The organism is Bacillus cereus group sp. N31, from assembly GCF_016483245.1.
Classification (GTDB): Bacteria; Bacillota; Bacilli; order Bacillales; family Bacillaceae_G; genus Bacillus_A; species Bacillus_A toyonensis.
Genome location: NZ_JAEHCH010000022.1, coordinates 23,945 through 44,626 on the forward strand (window position 1 = coordinate 23,945; position 20,682 = coordinate 44,626).

Consider the following 20,682-nt stretch of genomic DNA (forward strand, 5'->3'; position numbering starts at 1 on the left):
GGAAATAATAGTATACTAGAACTTACATACTGTTATTTTCATCATTTTTATACAAAAAATGTAATACATATATTTATACACAAATTTCTGGGGGGAAATAAATGAAGCTAAGTAGAATACTGATCGGTTCTGCAATTGCAGGGGGCATATTACTTTGTGTAGGCGGTATTGGTGGATATCAATATGTATCCAAATTAAATAATCAATTAAATAACACCGCATTACCAAATACTACGTTTGAAGGTATTTCTCTTGATGGAAAAAATAAAGCAGATATTCAAGCAATTATTAATCAAAAAATTAATGAATTAGATCAAAAATCCCTTACCTACATATTCCAAGATGATAAACAAACTTACATATGGAAAGATTTAGGTATAAATTATAAAGAGAAAGATATCGTAAACAAAATCTTTAAAGAACAAGAAGGAAACGTAATGAGTCGTTACAAAATGCGGAAGCAAGCTGAAAACGATGAATTAAAACGTGACTATAAATTAACACCACAATTAAATACAACAGCTTATGAAACCTTTATAAAAGATAAATATAATGAAACATTAAAAAATCCTGTTAATGCAGAATTAAGTATTGAAGGCTCTACTGTAAATGTTAGTCAAAGTCAAAACGGAGAAAAAATTGATAAAGGCAAACTACGCGATTTAACAAACGAAGCTATTACTACTGGTAAATCAGATGTTACATTACCGGTTACATTAATAAAACCAGAACGTTCTACAGAAGATATACAGAAAATGGGGATTAAAGAAGTAATTGCTGAGTACTCTACTCCAATGGCTGGCCGTAATGGTAATCAATCCTTTAACGTAAATAAATCAGCTAATACTTTAAGTGGAGTTATTGTTGCACCTGATGAAACGTTTAGTTTTAATGGCCGTGTTGGTGTAACTGATGCTGCACATGGTTATAAATCTGCCGCAGTATATTCACAAGGTAAAGTTATACAAAGTGCAGGCGGAGGCGTTTGCCAAGTCAGCAGTACTTTATATAGCGCAGCTTTAAGGGCAGATTTAGGAATTGTTTCTCGAAGTAATCATTCTATGCCTGTAAATTATTTACCACTTGGGCAAGATGCAGCAGTGGCAGACTATGGTCCGGATTTAAAATTTAAAAACAATACAGGTAATCATATTTATATTCAAGCATTTTCAAATGGAGGTAGTATTACTACACGCATTTTCGGTACAAATACTGGTAAAAATGTTGAAGTTTCTTCTCAAGTAATTAGTAGAACTAATGATAAAATAACAGCGGTTACGTATAAAAAAGTAACACAAAACGGCGAAGTACTATCAAATGGACAAATTTCAAAAAGCGTATATAAAAGTGCCCCAAAACAATGAGATACTATCAAACGGACAAATTTCAAAAAGCATAAAGAAAAAGGCGTGATCTACTCACGCCTTTTTCTTTTGCAGTAATAGTAAAAAAGTTTCAAGATGATCCTTCGTTTCTTCTAAAGACCATATACGATTCCCTTGCTTCGCAGCTAGTACGCACGCTTCTTCCCACGCGTTCTTGTTCTTCATATATACTAATTCATCGCGTAATTTCAAAACAATTTCTTCATCTTCTTGCTCTATAAACTCTGCCATCACGCTTACTATTTCATCCTCATGAATACTTAACGTACAGTATGATTTAAGAAAGTATTGTAATGTCGTATACATATGTACTCCCCCTTCTTATTTGTCAGATGGATAAGAAGTAATAATCTTATATCCTAAATCTCCTGACTTATCTCTCGCTAAAACAGTAACAGTTTTTACTAACTTATCTTTTACATTCATATTTTTCTTTATTACGGTTTTCCCGACCGGGAATGAATGAGTTGTATTTAATACGAGACGAGCCTCTTTAGAATTTTTTAACCAATCTTGAATTTCTTTATCATGTTGCTTCAAACTATCTTTTACAGCTTTCGTCGCTGTTTCTTTATCATAGTATGTACTTGCCGCTGATACTTTATCTGTCTTCAAACGATTCTTCAAATCCTCTTCTGATTTTCCTACATGCCTTTCAATCGTATGACCATTTTTAGGCGGCCCTTCCATTTCATCTAAAATATTATCACTAATTTTTTCTACTGACGTACCTTGATTCCCTGTTTGTTTCTCAGTTTTTTGTTCTTTTCCTGCACATCCACTTAAGATCAGCATCAATGCCAGTAAACTACTGAAGAAAAGACTATTTATTCGTTTCATCATATCACCTCTTCCATGATTATTATCGTAACTTCACTAAAAGTCAATTTCACAACGAAAAAACACATACATTTTTTAAACTCTTCAGCTATTTTGCTATATTTACCACTCTATCTTCATCAAACCACTGTTTTTCACCTACTTTAAAATATACCCCTATGATTTTCTAATTATTTCCCGAATTAAAACACCATTTAAAACACTGCATAAACCCTTTAAAAATAGGGTTTATGCAGTGTTTTTCAATAAATTATAATATACCCCCATTTTTATATACCCAATACCTATATACGGTATACAAACGTCGTTCTGTCAACGTTTTCTACATTATGTAAATTTCTCCTTGCCTATCCATTCGAAATATGGTGTAATGCAAAAAAAGATAAAGGATTTTATAATATGGCAGAAACGATTCAAAATTTCCTAACAGAATACTATTCAATCGCAATTCCACTTAGCATCTTAATCAATATCATCATCAGTCTTTTAGGTTTTATCCCTAGCATCTTTTTAACCGCCATTAATATACAGCTATTTGGTGTTACAAATGGCACACTCATTTCGATCGCAGGCGAAGCATTAGGGGCTATTATCTCGTTTTATATTTATCGCATAGGCCTTCAAAAGTTCACTCACGATAAAGTAAATAAGTATCCAAAGGTAGAGCGTCTTCTTTATGTAGAAGGTAGAGAGGCCTTTCTACTCGTTCTATCGTTTCGATTGATACCTTTCATCCCATCAAGTATCGTGACTTTATTTGCAGCTCTAGGGAAAATGTCATTACTCTCCTTCAGTATTGCCAGTACAATAGGTAAAATACCGGCCTTATTGATTGAAGTATATTCGGCATATCATGTTATGAATGGAACAAATGAAGCAAAGTGGATTGTAACAATCGCAGGTTGCATTGGATTGTTCTATTTGTGGAAAAAATGGAGAAAAAAATAAAGAAGGAGCATAGGCTCCTTCTTTATTTTTGAAGTATTTTATTAATATCTATCCCTTAAATCCTTAGTTTACACCAACAGCACTAAATGATTGCTTCACTGCATTTACTTCTGCAGAGCTAGCACCATATAAATCCGCTGCAGCTTGTACTGCACCAGCACGAGCTTGACTAAATGTAGTAGATTGCGTGAAATACTGTGTATTTGCACGGTAGTAAATCGCACCTAATTTATCTTTACCAATACCAGTTACAGTTACACCAGAATGCGTACCGCCATTTGCTAATAAATAAGCTTGCTTGTTAATAATACCACTGTTCGTATGAACCCCACCGTTATCACTAGTACCAGTGTAACGCTTAGAATAATGGTCTGGGTCACCATATTTCGCTGGATCACTCATAGAGCGAAGTGCATCTCCTGCTTTACCAGGCGTGTAAATATCTTCACCAATTTCCCAATCTGGATTACGATTATCATAGTATTCTACTAAAGTACCAAAGATATCAGAAATTGCTTCATTTAGCGCTCCTGATTCATTTTGATAAATTAGATCCGAGCTATTTTCCGTAACAGCATGCGTTAATTCGTGACCAATTACATCAATTCCACCAGATAATGAAGTGAATGTTACACCATCACCATCTCCGTATACCATTTGTGAGCCGTTCCAGAATGCATTATTATACTTACTTCCGTAATGAACTGTTGATTTTAATGGTGCTCCTGCATCATTAATAGAGTTTCTATTAAATGTAGCTTTATAATAATCATATGTTTTACCTGCATAGTAATGAGCATCTACTGCCGCTGCATCATACGCTGCATTGAAAACATTATCTGCATCTACCCATAATGTTCCCGGTAATGTAGTACGATTTTTCGCATCATATGTGAAAATTGTTGCCCCGCGCGTATTATCTTGCAAGTAGTAAGATGATCCAGATAACGTTGTATTAAGCGATTTCGTATCTCCTAATACACCTTTACCAGTTCCCACTTTATTCGTTCCTGTTACTGGCTTTACAACAGCTTTTGCTTCCTGTTTAGGAGCACCTTGCTTAACTGGTGACTTATCTTCATTTGTTACATGATCAAGTTTATTATATTTATTTAACACTTTACCGCTGTCTGCTTCAATGAAATAGTAGTAGTTTCCTGGGCTCGGATCTAAGAAGTTTAGATTTACAACGTATGCATATGTTGTTTCTTCACCGTTTTGATATACATATAAGTCCGCTTTCGGTTCTACCTCATATTTCGGTGTTACACCTAAATCTTGCTGCGCGATTGCAATCGCTTTTGCGCCTTCAATCTTATTTTTATTTTTCAACTTTTCTTTCTTGTCTAAATCAGGTGCAACTGTTCCAGACAATACTTTTAAAGAACCATCTTTACTTACGTGAGCTACTTGAGTAGAACCCCATACAGGTACTCCTTCGTAAACTTGTTGCATACGTACTACTGTTGAATCAGTTACAGCATCTTTTTTCACTTGTTTCACTTTGAAAGAATCTTGCGCACTCTTTTCCCCTAGCTTATAATCACCTTTTGCTGCATTTAAATAATCAAACACAACAGATTCTGCTTTCTTGCCAGTTGCTCCAGTTAGATCACCAGAAATAAACTCAGGCGACTTCACCGTCTCATTGTACTTCTTCGTAGAGAGCACATTTTTTGAATCTGCAAACGCAGAGCCTGTCCCTCCAAATGTAGTAACTGCCATTCCTGCCGCTAACACTAACGCTAAACTTTTCTTTTTCATGAACCTTCCCCCTAATAAAAATTTTTTTGAAAAAGAGTAGTTTCATATTAGCATTATGTTTCCACTATTAATATACTAAAAATTCAAATAATTATTTTCTCAAGTTTTGTAGAATTTTGAGGAACAAATATTGAAAAAACCCTTTCCGTTAGGAAAGGGTTTTTTTTATAAATTAATTTGTTCAACTGTTTTAGCTTCTTGCCCTAGAGTATCTGGCTTCCAAGCATACTGAATATCCAATACTACAGCTGCAATTGCCATAACCACAAATGTTCCTGCAATTAACTTTTTCATACTATCCCTCCTCTTTATTCTTCTAATAAAGTAATTGCTAATTTATAATAGCGATTACTTTCTTTAAAATCTGAGCATTCTTCTAAGTATTCAGCTAGTTCTAAGTATACTTTCTTTAAATCTTTTATATTTTCCTCTGTTTTAAAGAAAGGAACTACTTCTGTTTCTAGAAATTTTTTATAGAGGTCTCTTTCTTCAAAATATTTATATCTTAAATTTAACAATAAATATAACATCCCTTTGTATCTCTCATCTTTCCTTGCAGCAAGGATACCTTTTTCAATCCATTCAGCCGCTTCCTCAAGTTCTCCTAATTGAATACACTGCAACGAGAGCTCATACATGGCATCAATATAATTCATATCCTCTTCTTTTTTATATTTTAAGCATTCTATATAATACTCTTTCGCCTTGGCATAATTTTTTTGTCGGTAGTACAGATAACCAATATTATTTAAAGCAATAGAAAGAATATTATCTTTATCAGCAAAAGAAGTTGCTTCTCTTATGATATGATTATAGATTTCCATAGCTTCATTATATTGTTTTTTTCTAGTATAACTAAACGCAATTAAAAACTTACAATTAATTATATTTCTAAATTTATATTCGCTTTTAAAACCTTCTAATGCCACATTAGCAAAGTATAATGTCATATGATCTATTTCCATCTGACTATATGTCAATGCTAAATTATAATATATTCCTGTTTCATAATATCCTAACTCTTTCGCCATCGATTCTGTTTTTAACAAATACTCTAACGCTTGCGTATATTTGTACTGCACAGAATATAATAATGCCTTATTATACGTATATAACATCTTCTGAAAAGGCGAGTATTTCTTATACACTTTCTTCAATCCGTCCAATTCTTCTTCAACAGCAGGGAGATCCCGCTTCATCATTAAATAACGTGTATACAGCAGTTTATAATAATTTATAATTTCAAAATCCAAAACATGCTTCATTTCACCTTGCAACTCTTCATATATGCGTTCTACTTGTTGCTTATCCAAATGAACTAGTGCATTCAACCATTCATCCAGCTTCCCCTTCACATCTTCTTCTACATCTCTTAAATCCGTTACAGCAATCTCTAATCTTGCGCAGAGCAATTGTAGAATTTCTTCTGATGCTTCGATCTTTCCATTTTCGATCTTACTTAAGTATGAGACAGAACAAATGCCCTGACATAATTCTTCTTGTGTCATTTTTTGCTGTAGCCGTTTATAAAAGACTTGTTTGCCTATTTTTTCTAATGTTTGTTGCATTGTCCTCCTCCATTCTCATTACCCCCATTACTCTAATAATACATAAAATTTAAAGAAATATAAATTGATAAATGTTAATTTTCTAAAAAATATGCATTATTTCATTTTTTTCTCTCTTGACTTCACATCAATATCTCCTCTTTGCTACGAACGTCGTAAAATTGGTATACTATAACCAAATTACGGAGGTGTTTTCGCAATGAATTATTATAAAGACGATAGTTATGCCTTACATACAGATTTATATCAAATCAACATGGCTTATACATATTGGAAAGATGGTATTCATAATCGCCGTTCTGTTTTTGATTTATATTTTCGAAAGCTTCCATTTGAGAATGGCTACGCTGTTTTTGCTGGTCTTGAAAAAATTGTAGAGTACATAGAAAATTTCAGTTTTACCGAGAGCGATATCGCTTATTTAGCAGAATTACAATTTGAAGAAGAATTCCTTCATTATTTACAAAATATGAAATTCACTGGGGTCATTCGTAGTATGCAAGAAGGTGAAGTTGTATTCAATAACGAGCCTTTATTACGTGTTGATGCACCACTCGGTGAAGCACAAATTATTGAAACTGCCCTTTTAAACATTGTGAATTACCAAACATTAATTGCAACAAAAGCTGCTCGTATGAAGCATGCTGCAAATAACGATGAACTTTTAGAGTTTGGCACAAGACGTGCTCATGAATTTGATGCTGCCCTTTGGGGAACACGTGCTGCCTTTATTGGCGGTTTCTCATCTACAAGCAACGTTCGTGCTGGAAAACGCTTCGGGATACCTGTAGCCGGCACACATGCTCACTCTTTCGTTCAAGCGTATCGCGATGAATATGTCGCGTTTAAAAAATACGCTGAAACTCACAAAAAATGTGTTTTTCTCGTCGATACATATGACACATTAAAATCTGGTGTTCCAAATGCGATTCGTGTTGCAAAAGAATTTGGAGATCGTATTGATTTCTATGGCATTCGTCTTGATAGTGGTGATATGGCTTATTTGTCTAAAAAAGCAAGAATATTACTAGATGAGGCTGGGTTTACAAATACAAAAATTATCGCTTCTAGCGATTTAGATGAATACACAATTATGCACCTTAAATCTCAAGGAGCAAAAATTGACGTATGGGGTGTTGGAACAAAATTAATTACATCCTTTGAGCAACCAGCATTAGGGGCTGTTTACAAACTAGTTGCGATTGAAGATACTGACGGGAAATTAAATGACACGATTAAAATTTCATCTAACCCTGAAAAGATTACAACTCCAGGGCTTAAACGAATTTATCGTATAGTCAACAGGGTTAATAATCATGCTGAAGGCGATTATATTGCGTTAGATTCTGAAGAGCCTGAAAAAGAAGAACGCTTAAAAATGTTCCACCCTGTTCACACATATATAAGTAAATTCGTAACAAACTTTGAAGCACGTGAACTGCATAAAGACATTTTCGTTAACGGTGAAAGAACATACGAACTACCAAGTATATTAGATATTCAAAAGTATAACGAACAGAGTCTCGCTCTATTTTGGGAAGAATACATGCGAACTTTAAACCCCGAAGAGTATCCTGTCGATTTAAGCCAAGAGTGCTGGGATCATAAAATGAATTATATTCAAACTGTTCGTGAACAAGTTGAAAAAAACATACAAAAATAAACAGAGAAGTTTCCTCCTTCTCTGTTTTTTCAATACTATATGAATATTTGTAAAAAATATATTAAAATAACAAGGTGAATATTTTTTATTTGTAAAATTTAATATTGCGTTATTAAAAATTAAAATAATATTTGATATTATTTTATTGAGTCACTTTCAACAAAATAACCGATAAAAAAGAGGACGCAATTGCGCCCTCTTTTTATAAATCTTTCACTCGTAGTACACGCATTGCATTTAATACTGCAATTAACGTCACACCCACATCTGAGAAAACAGCTTCCCACATTGTCGCTATACCAAAAGCACCAAGTAATAAAACTAATCCTTTTACACCTAATGCAAATATAATATTTTGCCATACAATACTTCTTGTGCGTTTTGCAATTTTAACAGCTGTTGCAATTTTTGAAGGTTCATCAGTCATTATAACGATATCTGCAGCTTCAATCGCTGCATCCGATCCTAAGCCACCCATAGCAATACCAACGTCCGCTCGTGCTAATACTGGCGTGTCGTTAATACCATCACCAACGAAAGCAACTTTTTCTTTTCCACGCTTAGCCGCATCAATTTTTTCAATCTCTTCTACTTTTTGTTGTGGTAGTAGTTCTGCGTGAACTTCATCTAAACCTAATTCTTTTCCAACAGCTTCACCAACTGCTTTTGCATCCCCAGTTAACATCACTGTCTTCTTGATACCTAGTTCTTTTAACTTTTGAATCGCTTGTTTTGAATCCTCTTTTACCTCATCTGAGATAACAATATAACCTGCGTATTTACCATCTACAGCAACGTGAACTAATGTACCTACTGTTTCTGGTTGCTTAAATTCAATATTTTCTTTTCTCATTAATTTAGCATTACCTGCGAAAATTTCTTTTCCTTGTACTTTTACAACTGTACCATGACCAGAAATTTCACTATAGTCTTCAATAGCATTTTCATCGATTGATTTTCCATATGCATTTCGAATAGATTGTGCAATTGGATGATTTGAATATACTTCTGCAAACGCTGCATACTCTAACAGTTCTTCACTAGTAGTACCTTCACTTGGCTCCATTTTTGTAACTTTAAAGACACCTTTTGTTAATGTACCTGTTTTATCAAAGACGATATATTTCACATCATTCAATGCCTCTAAATAGTTACTTCCTTTTACTAAAATCCCACTTTTGGATGCACCACCGATACCTCCAAAGAATCCAAGAGGAATGGATACGACTAACGCACATGGACAAGAGATAACTAAGAATACTAACGCTCTATAAATCCACTCGGAGAATGTAGCACCTTCTAAAATAAGCGGTGGAATAAACGCCATGATCGCTGCTGTAATAACTACAACAGGAGTATAATAGCGCGCAAATTTCGTAATAAAGTTTTCTGTCGGTGCTTTTTTACTACTTGCATTTTGAACTAAATCTAAAATTTTTGATACAGTAGATTCACCAAATTCTTTTGTAACTTCAATTGTTAATACACCATTTTGGTTTACAAAACCACTTAATACGTCATTACCAACTTCTACTTCACGCGGTACAGATTCACCTGTAAGTGCTGAAGTATCCATCATTGATGTTCCCTCGACTACTTTTCCGTCTAATGGTACTTTCTCACCCGGTTTTACGATAATATAATCGCCGATTTGTACATCTTCCGGTGATACTTGTTTCGTTTCATTTCCAACCTTTACATTCGCATAATCAGGACGAATATCCATTAATGAAGTAATTGATTTTCGAGAGCGATTTACTGCAATACTTTGGAATAGTTCCCCTACTTGATAAAATAGCATTACCGCAACAGCTTCTGAATATTGTTGAATTGCAAAAGCTCCTACAGTTGCAATTGCCATTAAAAAGTTTTCATCGAATACTTGGCCGCGAGTTATATTTCTTACTGCTCTCCAAACGATATCTCCACCTATTAATAAATATGCAAGGACGAATAACGGAATTGTTATCATTTGTGGTAAATCAGCTAAGGCAGCAACTCCTGTCAAAATTCCACCGACTACTAATCGCCCTATCATCTTTTTCACATTTGCTTCACCATGATCGTGACTATGCCCGTGGTCATGACCGCTCTTTTCTTCACGAACAACTTTCACATCTGGTTCTAACTTTTGAACGACATTTTTTATATCTTCTACAGTCGATTCTAACTCTCTTTTATTCGCAACTTCTACCCGTAATTTCTTTGATACGAAATCAACATTTGCTTCTGAAACTGTCGGCATTTCCTTAACTTTATTTTCAATCTTCATTGCACAGTTCGCGCAATCTAAACCTTCTAATATAAAAACTTCTTTTGCAGCTTTATTTTTTTGCTCTTCTTGCACTTTAATATGTGGTTCTAACTTTGTAACAAGCTGTTTTGCTTCTGTCACAACTTCATTTTCTTTATTTTGTGCTGTTTCTAAAACCATCGTCTTTGTTGCAAAGTTTACAGAGCAAGAATTTACTCCTTCTATATTCCCAACGCCTTTTTCAATTTTCATTGCACAGTTCGCACAATCTAAACCTTCTAACATCAGTTTCTTTTTCACTAATGCTTCTGCCATCGTTCTCCCTCCTCGCGTTTTTATTCTTCCTCGTTTACGTGTTCAAACGCTTGCTCGAAGATATGAATTACGTGCTGATCAGCTAACGAATAATAAACGACCTTTCCTTCTTTACGATTCTTTACAAGTTTCGCTTGCTTTAACACACGTAGCTGATGTGAAATAGACGATTGTGTCATTCCTAATAAATAAGCTAAATCACAAACGCACATTTCAGCTTCAAATAATGCATGTAATATTCTCGTACGCGTACGGTCACCTAATACTTTAAATAGTTCTGCTACTTTACTTAAACTTTCATCAGTCGGAATTGTTTGCTTCACTTGATCCACGACTTCCTCATGAATTACCGTTTGAGAACAAGTTTCCTGCGGTGTTTCTACTTTATTTTCAGCCATTATAGCTCACCTCTTTAATTGAACATATGAACAACTGTTCATATATCTTATACTTTTATTATATGAGCGCCTACTCATATGTGTCAATAAAATCCGAAAGATTTTTTTGACAATTCCATTCATATTTCAACATATACATATCAATATTCTCCGCACCTATCATACTCTTCATACAAAAAGGATGCACGAAAACTATCGTGCATCCTTCTCTTATTTCCCCTACATTAGCTACCCGTAAAAGCCCGATTGTTAAAGGCTAATAATCAGCAGGAGATGAAGAACCCCCACTGATTAAAGTTTCACTGCATCCACAATTAACGAAGCAAATTTTAATGTACCATCTTGATTTCTATGATCAAAACGTTTCGAGCGATAAATAAAACCATCTTTCTCATTCCAATCATTATAATGAAACTTACCATTCTCATCACAGTATTCTAAAATCCTAACTTGAAAACCTGCCGATTCAAACATGGACGTGATTGTTTTATAGTTATGAACGATTTTATGACTTGCTGCTGGATGATCTAATGGCCCTGGTCCACCTACTTGTACACCTTGCTGATATTCTTCATCTGGGAAAAATGCATCTGGCACTGCACAACGAATATATCCATCCTCCTTTAAAAACTCATAACAAATTTTTGCCGCTTCGATTCCTTCTTCGTACGATAAATGCTCCCATACATGTTCCGCTAAAATTGCTGATAAAGAATTAGGTTGAAACTGATCAAGCCAAGTTTCTCTTCGCAATAAATTTAATTTTTCTTCATTCGTATGTAACCAACCAGGGTTATTATTATACCCCTCTGCTCCAACAACAACTTTCGTTTCTAACATTCCTCTTCCTCCCCTTTTTTCATATTCCGACATAAAAATTCGACAATTTAACATTTATTTCCTTCCTTATCCAAAAGAAAAAGCCTTGTGCGCTCCCTAGACGCAAAAGGCTTACTATTTATATCCCTTTAATTAGCTTGTTCTAAATTATCCTGCGAACTTCCATCATCTTTTAAATGACTATGTTTTTTCGAATAAACAAAGTATACAACTACTCCGATTGCTAACCAAACACCGAAGTATATCCATGTTTTTAATGGTAAATTTACCATTAAGAATAGACAACATGCAACTGAAATAATCGGTAAGATCGGTACAAGTGGTACCATAAATCCACGTTGTAATTTCGGATGCGTTTTACGAAGAATGATAACAGTTACACCCACCATGGCGAATGTTAATAACGCTCCAATATTCGCTAAATTCGATAATTCTTTTAAATCGATAAATCCAGCAATTAAAGCACTACCAATTCCCGTTAACCACACTGAAAATGTTGGCGCTTCAGTCTTCTTGTTAATTTTCGCAAAAGATTTTGGTAATAAACCGTCACGGCTCATTGCGAAGAATACACGCGTTGTCGCATAAATGTAAGCGAAAATTACAGCCATAATACCGATTACAGCTCCAATAGCAATTACACCAGCCACTTTATCTTGTCCTACAACTTCTAACACATATGCCATAGCTTCAGGTACATCTAATTCCTTATAAGAAACCATACCTGTCATAACGAGACAAACTACAACATAAATGATTGTACAAATAACTAACGAAGCAATAATACCAATTGGTAGATCACGTTGTGGATTTTTTACTTCTTCAGCAGAAGTTGCTAATGCATCAAATCCTAAGAAAGCAAAGAATACTGCTGCTCCCCCTGCGAACACTCCACTTAAACCGTAAGGTGCAAATGGTATCCAGTTTTCTGGTTTCACGTAGAATACACCAACTGCAATGAATAAAACAACAATACCAATTTTAATTAATACCATTATGTTATTCACACGCTTACTTTCTTTCGTACCTCGTGATAATAACCAAGTTATCACTAACGTAACGATAACTGCTGGTAAGTTTACCATACCACCCTGTGCTGGAATCGTTAGCAATGCTTTTGGAATTTCAAGTCCCAATCCACTCACTAAGTTATGGAAATAACCCGTCCATCCACCAGCTACTGCGGCAGTCGTTACGACATATACGGATAACAATGTCCATCCCATTAAATGGGCAACAAACTCACCAATTGTTGCATACGAATATGTGTACACACTACCTGAAACAGGAAGTGTAGACGCAACTTCCGCATAACATAAAGCTGCAAATCCACAAACAATTGCTGCAATCATAAATGAAAAAATAACCGCCGGACCAGCATCTCTTGCTGCTACTAATCCAGTTAATACTAGAACTCCTGTACCAATTATCGCACCAATCCCTAGCATTGTTAGGTCAAATGCCCCTAGCGTTTTCGTTAAAGTTTTACTTTTACTTTCCCCTAACAATTGCGTAACGGATTTCTTTTTAAATAGGTTGGCCACGATGAATGCCCCCTTTTGCCAAGAAGAGCTAAGAGGTATTATCTCTTAGCTCTTATCATGTTGTTTTATATATTGTTCGATTTTGTTTTGTATAATGCTTCTATTAGCAAGATACTGTTTCTGCTTCTAATAATTCTTTAGCACCTTTGTACTCTACACCGTGAGCTTCTGCAACAGCTTCAAATGTTACATAGCCATCTAATGTGTTAATACCTTTTAATAATGCAGTGTTGCCTAGGCAAGCAGCTTTGTAGCCTTTGTTAGCAATTTGTACTGCATATGGTACTGTTACGTTTGTTAATGCAAGAGTTGATGTACGTGGAACCGCACCTGGCATGTTTGCAACTGCATAATGAACAACACCGTGTTTTTCGTAAGTTGGGTTATCATGAGTTGTAATACGGTCAGTTGTTTCGAAAATACCACCTTGGTCAATCGCGATATCTACAACAACAGAACCTGGTTCCATTGATTTAATCATTTCTTCTGTTACAAGTTTTGGCGCTTTTGCACCTGGGATTAATACTGCACCAATTACAAGATCAGACTCTTTTACAGCTTCTGCAATATTGTAAGGATTAGACATTAAAGTTTTTACTTGGTTTCCGAAAATGTCATCTAATTGACGAAGACGTTCTGCACTTAAGTCGATGATTGTTACATCCGCACCTAGTCCAACTGCAATTTTAGCAGCATTTGTACCAGCTTGTCCACCACCGATAATTGTTACTTTACCACGTTTAACCCCTGGAACACCTGCAAGTAAGATACCTTTACCGCCTTTGTTTTTCTCAAGGAACTGTGCACCAATTTGTGCAGCCATACGACCAGCTACTTCACTCATAGGTGCAAGTAATGGTAATGAACGGTTTTCTAATTGTACTGTTTCGTACGCAATAGCTACTACTTTCTTCTCGATTAAAGCTTTTGTTAATTCTGGTTCTGGAGCTAAGTGTAAGTATGTGAATAAGATTAAACCTTCACTGAAGTGTTTGTATTCGCTTTCAATTGGTTCCTTAACTTTCATAACCATTTCCATGTTCCAAGCTTCTTCAGCTGTATCAACAATTTTTGCTCCCGCTTCAACATACTGAGCATCTGTGAAACCAGATCCTAAACCTGCACCCTTTTGAATAAATACTTCGTGATTGTTACGAATTAAATGTACAACACCAGCTGGTGTCATTGCCACACGGTTTTCGTTGTTTTTAATTTCTGCTGGTACCCCAATACGCATAATGAAATGCCCCCTTATAATTAACAGAAAAAAGAAAGTCTTTTTTCTTTTTGTAATAATTAATAACTTATGTCCTTATTCTAGCATAACTTAAAAGTTATGAAAACGCTAACATATCATTTTTCTAAAGTTTATATATTTAGAATAGTGTAAATATATAAAACATTGATTCTATTAGGAAATTCGTTCTATTTCATTATCTATTACTCTATTTTTATTATATCCCTTCAAAATAAGCAGTAATCATTTATTATTTGACAATAATATAACAATGTAAAAACTCCAAATGAAGACGTATACATATACAGTTATTACTTTACACAATACTTTAGAAATATATTCTTTTTACAAAAAAACAGCTGCTGGCATTTAGCCAGCAGCTGGATAACTTATAAATAACTTTGAAAACAAATCATCTGTTGTTTCAGTAATTTTATCAAACAGATCACTTTCTTCCGCTTCTTGCTCTTTTAACTCCTTAATTGTTTCACGTGCATCTTCAGGATAATCGGTAATGATACCATCTACGTTTAACTTATAATATGCCTTTAAACTCTCCATATCATTTACTGTCCATACGTAAATTGGCTTATTTAACTTCCTTGCTTCTTTTACTAATTTCTTATTTAACATGTATTCTTCTGCTACATAAAAGTCAGCTTTTACATTCTTTAAGTTAGCTCTACTTGCATACAGTATATATCCTACTCTTATATCTGAATTTGCACGCTTAAACTCTTTAATGAGTGGATAGTGTAACGTTTGAATTACACATTGCTTCTCAAATTCATTATCTTTAATCGCTTTTAATACTTTATTTACAAAGTCTTTTTCGCCCCCATGAAGCTTCACTTCAATATTGAGTTTGATTTTCCCCTTTGCAAGCTTAATGATTTCATCAAGTGTACTTATTTGTCCTGAAAATCCATCTTGACTAAGAGTAAGCTGTCTTAATTCATCCATCGTTAAATCTGACACATGCACATTGGCATTTGCAAGACGTTTTAACTTCAAGTCATGTATAACCGCTAGCTCACCGTCTTTCGTTTGTAATACATCTATTTCAGCGTAGTCTGCTTTTGCATCAATAGCACCTTGCACAGCTTCTTTCGTATTTTCTACCCCTTTTGATATATATCCGCGGTGCGCCATAATAATCGGTTCTTTATACGAATTTGAAATAAACGTTACAATGAAGGCAACGACCATTCCGGCCGTAATAATCCCTACAATATATACACTAATAAATTTCCAACGATGTTTTTGGAAAAAACATTTATCCGCTTTCGTTTTCGAATAATCTAATCCTTCTTCTAATAAAACATCTTCAACCGGAACCTTTTGTAAGTACAATCTTGTTATAGCCATAATATAAAATGGTGTAACGATAAAGCTAAATAAATACAATGTACTTGTTAGGAATACAGAAATCGTTGATTCAGCTAATAAAGCAAATGTTCCTTCTGGGTTTGTAAATTCATACACACCCCATAGACACAATAAATATATTCCAAAAAACACAATATAAACAATTCCTATTGAAATAAAAAAACCTACTAAAAAGAATAGTACTTTAAAAAAGCTTTCTTTTACTAAAGCTGCACTTTTACGCGCTGCTGTGCGAAACGGCTTTTGTTCTAAAACAACAATAGGTAGAACGAAAATCCAGCGAAGGTTCAAATACGCAACTACGGCAAAGAACGTGTAATAGCCTACTTGTCCCATCGTCGTTTTAAACAGTTCTCCTGTAATAAAGTTAGGAATTTGGATTTGCGGAATTAATGCCGTTTCATATCCCATATTTAAAAGAGGTAACAATACGACAGCATATAAAATAAATCCCGGTAAGCAATATGTGAAAAGCGTAGGTAAGTACGTTACTGTTTTATATAAAATCGGACGTAATTTCACCTTTTGTCTTTTATGAGCGAAATACGAAATAATAATAAGCACCGCAAATTCCGTAAAGATAAGAAACAGTGCTAACAATGATAAAATTACGATTGCCAAAATGCCGTATGGTGTTTTCAAAAATGCTAATAATTCATCATTTGTCGCATTTGCGTAACCACCAAAATACAATAATTTATTAAAAATGATCCCAAACAGTGGAACAAATACAATCGCTGCTAACAATTTATAAGCAAGTTGAAAGGTTAATACATTCCAAAAAGCAAATTTTACTGTTTGAAAGGAATGGCTCATTACTCCTGGTATAGATAGTCTTTTACGGTGTTGCATATATTCCTCCACATTCTAAAACGATATTTGAGATAGATTCCACATTTCCATTTCTAATCCATCTTTTTAATAATAATATATTCCGCTTAACATGAACACTCTTATACCTATAATGAAAAAAGTGATGGCTACTTCCCATCACTTTCTTCATCTACTCTATTTTTTCTCTAATCCTTGCCCAAATGCTTTCAAAAAGCTAAAACCGAATGTGATTGCTCTATTGATATCTGGATCTTTTAATACTTTAAAGAAATCCATCACTTTTGTTTTTTTACCACTATTTAATTCATCTGTTGCAAATTGCAATCCAGTAACTAAGCTCGATGTGATTTGTTTTGTTACCTCTGGGTCAACTGAAGATAAAGCCTCTCCTGCCCCCATCATATTGTTCAGTACATTTTTCACTGGTTCACGATTTAATTGCTCAACAGCAATTTTCGAAACATCTTCTTTCGCAGCAAGTAAACTAATCGCCGCATCTAAAATACCAGCTTTCTGTAATTGCGCTAGTAATTGCATCGTTTCCTCAACTGCTTCACGGTTATTCGCTAATTCCGTGAACAGTTCCTCTGCTAATTGCTGTTTCTTCTCTTCTTCTGTTACAACTTTCTTTTTAATTAACGTAATTTCTTTTGCCACTATCTCCGCCCCCTAGTCCACCAGTGATACGTATTGTTTTCTTTGCCATTTTTGCTGAATTTCAACACCATTTTGTGGATGGCGTTTTTTATCTCGCGGGTTTGAAGATGGTAATGGACGATTTCCTTTTTCACGTAATACGCGCAGTTTCACCATCGTTTGTTTATAAGCTGGTGTACACGTATAAATGTCTGTCGCTGTTCCTGTTAAAATATTAATAGCCTCTTCATTTACTGTCGCATGCATTGGTAAATATAACTCATTTCCCGTTACACGGTCTGTAACAAGTGCTTGTACTTTAATCTTACCAAACGGCGATGCTAATTCTACAAGACCACCATCTTTCACATTACGCTCTTTAGCAAGTTCAGGTGAAATTTCAACGAATACTTCAGATACTTTAGATAAAATACCAGCCGACTTATTCGTCATATTCCCTTCATGGAAATGCTCTAGCATACGACCATTATTTAATAGTAAATCATACTCATCCGGCGCCACAACTGGTGGTACCCATTCATCTAATGATAAACGAGCAAGTTTATCTGGGAAGTTAAATCCATCTACATATAATAGCGGTGTATCGCTACCATCATGGCTACCCCAACATAAACTATTCCATCCTTCTAAACGATCATATGTTGCCTGAGAATATAACGGTGCAAGCGATGCTATTTCATCCATAATCTCACTTGGGTTTTCATAATTCCAATCTCCGCCTAGTGCACGAGCTACTTTTTGTAAAATCCACCAGTCTGGTTTTGAATCACCAAGCGGCTTCAATACTTCATATAATCTTTGAATACGACGTTCTGTATTCGTAAACGTCCCTTCTTTTTCTAAGCTCGGTGCTGCCGGTAAAATAACATCAGCAAAACGAGCTGTTTTTGATAAGAACATATCTTGAACAACAAGGAAATCTAAATTCGCTAAAATATGTTGCACATGGTTCGCATTTGAATCTACTAAAGCCATTTCTTCACCCATAACATACATACCGCGCAGTTTTCCTTCTTCCGCCGCAAGTAACATTGCAATATTATTTAATCCTGGCTCTTTCGGAATCGTCGTACCGTACGCTTTTTCAAATTTAGCACGGAGCGTATCATCAGATACCGCTTGATAACCTGGAAGCCAATTCGGTAAGGTCGCCATATCACAAGCGCCTTGTACGTTATTATGTCCTCTTAATGGGTATGCACCTGCACCGGGACGACGGTAGTTACCCGTAATAAGTAATAAATTTGAAATTGCAGCTGAAGTTGTACTACCTCCTGTATTTTGAGTTACCCCCATTCCCCAAAGTACACAAGTACCATCTGCTTCATATACCATACGAGCCATTTCTTTCAGGTTCCCTTTAGAAATACCCGTAATTTCTTCTGTGTAATCAAGCGAATACTTTTCTAACATTTTGCTATATTCATCAAAGTTCTTTACATTTTCAGCTAAGAACTTTTTATCATGCCAGTCTTGATCGATAATATATTTCGTAATACCAGCAAGCCATACATAATCAGTTCCTTGACTCGGATGAACAAATATATCCGCACGCTCAGCCATTTCATGTTTACGAAGGTCTGCTACAATTAATTTTTGTTCGTGTAATTTATGAGCACGTTTCACACGCGTCGCAAGTACAGGATGTCCCTCTGTCGGATTCGCACCAACGATAATAACAAGACCTGCTTCAGCGATATCTTTCACTGTTCCAGCATCCCCGCCCATACCGACAGTTTTAAATAAGCCGTCTGTTGCTGGAGATTGACAATAACGGGAACAGTTATCTACATTATTTGTTCCATATATTTGACGAGCTAGTTTTTGCATAAGATAATTCTCTTCATTCGTTACTTTCGAAGAAGAAATAAACCCAAATGCATCGCTGCCGTATTCTGATTTAATATGCTGCATGTTAGATGCAACAACTTCAAGAGCTTCTTCCCAAGAAGCTTCAACAAACATATCTCCTTGGCGAATTAATGGCTTTGTAATGCGATCTTCACTATTTACAAAGTCCCATCCAAATTTGCCTTTTACACATGTAGAGATACCATTAACCGGTGCATCTGAAACAGGTTGTACTTTTAAAATGTGACGGTCTTTCGTCCAAACTTCAAACGAGCAACCTACACCGCAAAATGTACAAACTGTTTTCGTTTTTTTAACCTTCGTCTTGCGCATCGCAGATTCCACTTCTGAAACTGCTAAAATACTGCTATATCCTGGCTCTACATCTTTTACAAAATCAATCATCGGATCTAACACATCTGGTTTTAATCCTGTCATAAACCCAGCTTCACCTAGCATTGTTTTTTCCATTAACGCATTACATGGACAAACTGTTACACATTGCCCACAACTCACACAAGACGAGTCATTTATACTTACACCATTGTCCCAAATAACACGCGGGCGGTCTAAATTCCAATCAATCGATATAGTTTCATTGACTTGTAGGTTTTGACATACTTCTACACACTGTCCACAAGCAATACATTGATTTGGATCATACCGGTAAAACGGATGTGACATGTCCACTTCACATGCACTTACTTTCGGTTCATACGGGTATTTCTGTTCTTCAATTTCCATCATATGCACTGTATTATGCACTTTACAGTTACCATTATTGTTATCACAAACAGTACAATACAATAAATGGTTCTCTAATATTCGATCCATCGCCTCAGTCTGCGCCTCTTTTGCGCGCTGCGACTGTCTTTCAATATGCATACCGTTCTCTATTTGCGTTGAACAAGCACGCATTAACTTCCCATCTACTTCTACAATACATGTATCACAAGTTTGAATTGGATCTACTTCTGGTACATGACAAATTTGAGGATGTTCCAAGTTACTCTCGTTAAACAATTGTAGTATCGTCTTTTCACCTGATGCAGCAAATTCTTTACTATCAACGGTTACACGGACTGTCTGTTCTGCCATAGTTTCCCCTCTCCTTACAACCAACTGTAAAACATATTTATGAATCCGTTTTCATAAATAAATTACTGTACATATTTTTGAAACGCTCTGCTGAAAT

16 protein-coding genes are annotated in these 20,682 nt (G+C 35.2%); 3 read left to right on the forward strand and 13 right to left on the reverse strand.

Features of this window, described 5'->3' with window-relative positions; translation table 11 throughout:
- Positions 1–101 precede the first annotated feature (101 nt).
- Entirely contained in the window at positions 102–1,364 is a 1,263-nt protein-coding gene (locus tag JDS81_RS22450) for a VanW family protein (RefSeq protein ID WP_097953045.1), read from the forward strand.
- Positions 1,365–1,418: 54 nt separating this feature from the next.
- Here the strand turns inward: JDS81_RS22450 and JDS81_RS22455 are convergent, their stop codons facing one another.
- The gene (locus tag JDS81_RS22455; RefSeq protein WP_000288801.1) at positions 1,419–1,691 is read right to left on the reverse strand and encodes a hypothetical protein; all 273 of its coding nucleotides are present in this window, start codon (positions 1,689–1,691) and stop codon (positions 1,419–1,421) included.
- 15 nt (positions 1,692–1,706) lie between these two features.
- Positions 1,707–2,225: an RNase A-like domain-containing lipoprotein gene (locus tag JDS81_RS22460; RefSeq protein WP_000822375.1), complete on the reverse strand. Its 519-nt coding sequence runs from the start codon at positions 2,223–2,225 to the stop codon at positions 1,707–1,709.
- Positions 2,226–2,624: 399 nt separating this feature from the next.
- On the opposite strand from JDS81_RS22460, the gene JDS81_RS22465 reads away from it, so the two are divergent.
- Positions 2,625–3,173 carry a TVP38/TMEM64 family protein gene (locus tag JDS81_RS22465; RefSeq protein WP_000852219.1) on the forward strand — a complete coding sequence of 183 codons (549 nt, stop codon included), beginning with the start codon at positions 2,625–2,627 and terminating at the stop codon, positions 3,171–3,173.
- Between the two features lie 63 nt (positions 3,174–3,236).
- Here the strand turns inward: JDS81_RS22465 and JDS81_RS22470 are convergent, their stop codons facing one another.
- From JDS81_RS22470 to JDS81_RS22480, 3 genes are all read right to left on the reverse strand, one after another.
- Complete coding sequence (locus JDS81_RS22470) at positions 3,237–4,937, reverse strand: M4 family metallopeptidase (protein ID WP_097855205.1); 1,701 nt, start codon at positions 4,935–4,937, stop codon at positions 3,237–3,239.
- Positions 4,938–5,102: 165 nt separating this feature from the next.
- A complete protein-coding gene (locus tag JDS81_RS22475) occupies positions 5,103–5,231 on the reverse strand; it encodes an NprX family peptide pheromone (RefSeq protein ID WP_000733136.1) in 129 nt (42 codons plus the stop codon).
- A gap of 14 nt (positions 5,232–5,245) precedes the next feature.
- On the reverse strand, positions 5,246–6,505 hold the full coding sequence (locus JDS81_RS22480; RefSeq protein ID WP_001187940.1) for a helix-turn-helix transcriptional regulator: 1,260 nt from the start codon (positions 6,503–6,505) through the stop codon (positions 5,246–5,248).
- Between the two features lie 199 nt (positions 6,506–6,704).
- Here JDS81_RS22480 and JDS81_RS22485 point away from each other — a divergent pair, with 199 nt between their 5' ends.
- Complete coding sequence (locus tag JDS81_RS22485) at positions 6,705–8,168, forward strand: nicotinate phosphoribosyltransferase (protein ID WP_001110357.1); 1,464 nt, start codon at positions 6,705–6,707, stop codon at positions 8,166–8,168.
- Between the two features lie 202 nt (positions 8,169–8,370).
- On the opposite strand, the gene JDS81_RS22490 is transcribed toward JDS81_RS22485, so the two are convergent.
- The 8 genes from JDS81_RS22490 to fdhF form a co-directional block, all read right to left on the reverse strand.
- Positions 8,371–10,737, reverse strand: a complete 2,367-nt coding sequence (locus tag JDS81_RS22490; protein ID WP_097953046.1) for a heavy metal translocating P-type ATPase — start codon at positions 10,735–10,737, stop codon at positions 8,371–8,373.
- 20 nt (positions 10,738–10,757) lie between these two features.
- A complete protein-coding gene (locus tag JDS81_RS22495; RefSeq protein WP_000829679.1) occupies positions 10,758–11,135 on the reverse strand; it encodes an ArsR/SmtB family transcription factor in 378 nt (125 codons plus the stop codon).
- A 291-nt stretch (positions 11,136–11,426) separates the two neighbouring features.
- Complete coding sequence (locus JDS81_RS22500) at positions 11,427–11,975, reverse strand: class I SAM-dependent methyltransferase (RefSeq protein WP_097953047.1); 549 nt, start codon at positions 11,973–11,975, stop codon at positions 11,427–11,429.
- A 128-nt stretch (positions 11,976–12,103) separates the two neighbouring features.
- Positions 12,104–13,519: an amino acid permease gene (locus tag JDS81_RS22505; protein ID WP_001284886.1), complete on the reverse strand. Its 1,416-nt coding sequence runs from the start codon at positions 13,517–13,519 to the stop codon at positions 12,104–12,106.
- Between the two features lie 103 nt (positions 13,520–13,622).
- A complete protein-coding gene (gene ald / locus JDS81_RS22510; protein ID WP_001219740.1) occupies positions 13,623–14,756 on the reverse strand; it encodes an alanine dehydrogenase in 1,134 nt (377 codons plus the stop codon).
- A 369-nt stretch (positions 14,757–15,125) separates the two neighbouring features.
- Complete coding sequence (locus tag JDS81_RS22515) at positions 15,126–16,997, reverse strand: glycerophosphoryl diester phosphodiesterase membrane domain-containing protein (protein ID WP_097953048.1); 1,872 nt, start codon at positions 16,995–16,997, stop codon at positions 15,126–15,128.
- 156 nt (positions 16,998–17,153) lie between these two features.
- Positions 17,154–17,636, reverse strand: coding sequence for a helical membrane plugin domain-containing protein (locus tag JDS81_RS22520; RefSeq protein ID WP_097953049.1), 483 nt, complete (start codon positions 17,634–17,636; stop codon positions 17,154–17,156).
- A gap of 12 nt (positions 17,637–17,648) precedes the next feature.
- Positions 17,649–20,585 (reverse strand): formate dehydrogenase subunit alpha, encoded by a 2,937-nt coding sequence (gene fdhF, locus JDS81_RS22525; protein WP_097953050.1) that lies wholly within the window; start codon positions 20,583–20,585, stop codon positions 17,649–17,651.
- Positions 20,586–20,682: the final 97 nt, after the last annotated feature.

Excerpts from the sequence above, each read along its gene's own strand:
- JDS81_RS22450 (WP_097953045.1), top strand. The coding sequence starts at position 102 with ATGAAGCTAAGTAGAATACTGATCGGTTCTGCAATTGCAGGGGGCATA.
- JDS81_RS22455 (WP_000288801.1), bottom strand. The coding sequence starts at position 1,691 with ATGTATACGACATTACAATACTTTCTTAAATCATACTGTACGTTAAGT.
- JDS81_RS22460 (WP_000822375.1), bottom strand. The coding sequence starts at position 2,225 with ATGAAACGAATAAATAGTCTTTTCTTCAGTAGTTTACTGGCATTGATG.
- JDS81_RS22465 (WP_000852219.1), top strand. The coding sequence starts at position 2,625 with ATGGCAGAAACGATTCAAAATTTCCTAACAGAATACTATTCAATCGCA.
- JDS81_RS22470 (WP_097855205.1), bottom strand. The coding sequence starts at position 4,937 with ATGAAAAAGAAAAGTTTAGCGTTAGTGTTAGCGGCAGGAATGGCAGTT.
- JDS81_RS22475 (WP_000733136.1), bottom strand. The coding sequence starts at position 5,231 with ATGAAAAAGTTAATTGCAGGAACATTTGTGGTTATGGCAATTGCAGCT.
- JDS81_RS22480 (WP_001187940.1), bottom strand. The coding sequence starts at position 6,505 with ATGCAACAAACATTAGAAAAAATAGGCAAACAAGTCTTTTATAAACGG.
- JDS81_RS22485 (WP_001110357.1), top strand. The coding sequence starts at position 6,705 with ATGAATTATTATAAAGACGATAGTTATGCCTTACATACAGATTTATAT.
- JDS81_RS22490 (WP_097953046.1), bottom strand. The coding sequence starts at position 10,737 with ATGGCAGAAGCATTAGTGAAAAAGAAACTGATGTTAGAAGGTTTAGAT.
- JDS81_RS22495 (WP_000829679.1), bottom strand. The coding sequence starts at position 11,135 with ATGGCTGAAAATAAAGTAGAAACACCGCAGGAAACTTGTTCTCAAACG.
- JDS81_RS22500 (WP_097953047.1), bottom strand. The coding sequence starts at position 11,975 with ATGTTAGAAACGAAAGTTGTTGTTGGAGCAGAGGGGTATAATAATAAC.
- ald (WP_001219740.1), bottom strand. The coding sequence starts at position 14,756 with ATGCGTATTGGGGTACCAGCAGAAATTAAAAACAACGAAAACCGTGTG.
- JDS81_RS22515 (WP_097953048.1), bottom strand. The coding sequence starts at position 16,997 with ATGCAACACCGTAAAAGACTATCTATACCAGGAGTAATGAGCCATTCC.
- fdhF (WP_097953050.1), bottom strand. The coding sequence starts at position 20,585 with ATGGCAGAACAGACAGTCCGTGTAACCGTTGATAGTAAAGAATTTGCT.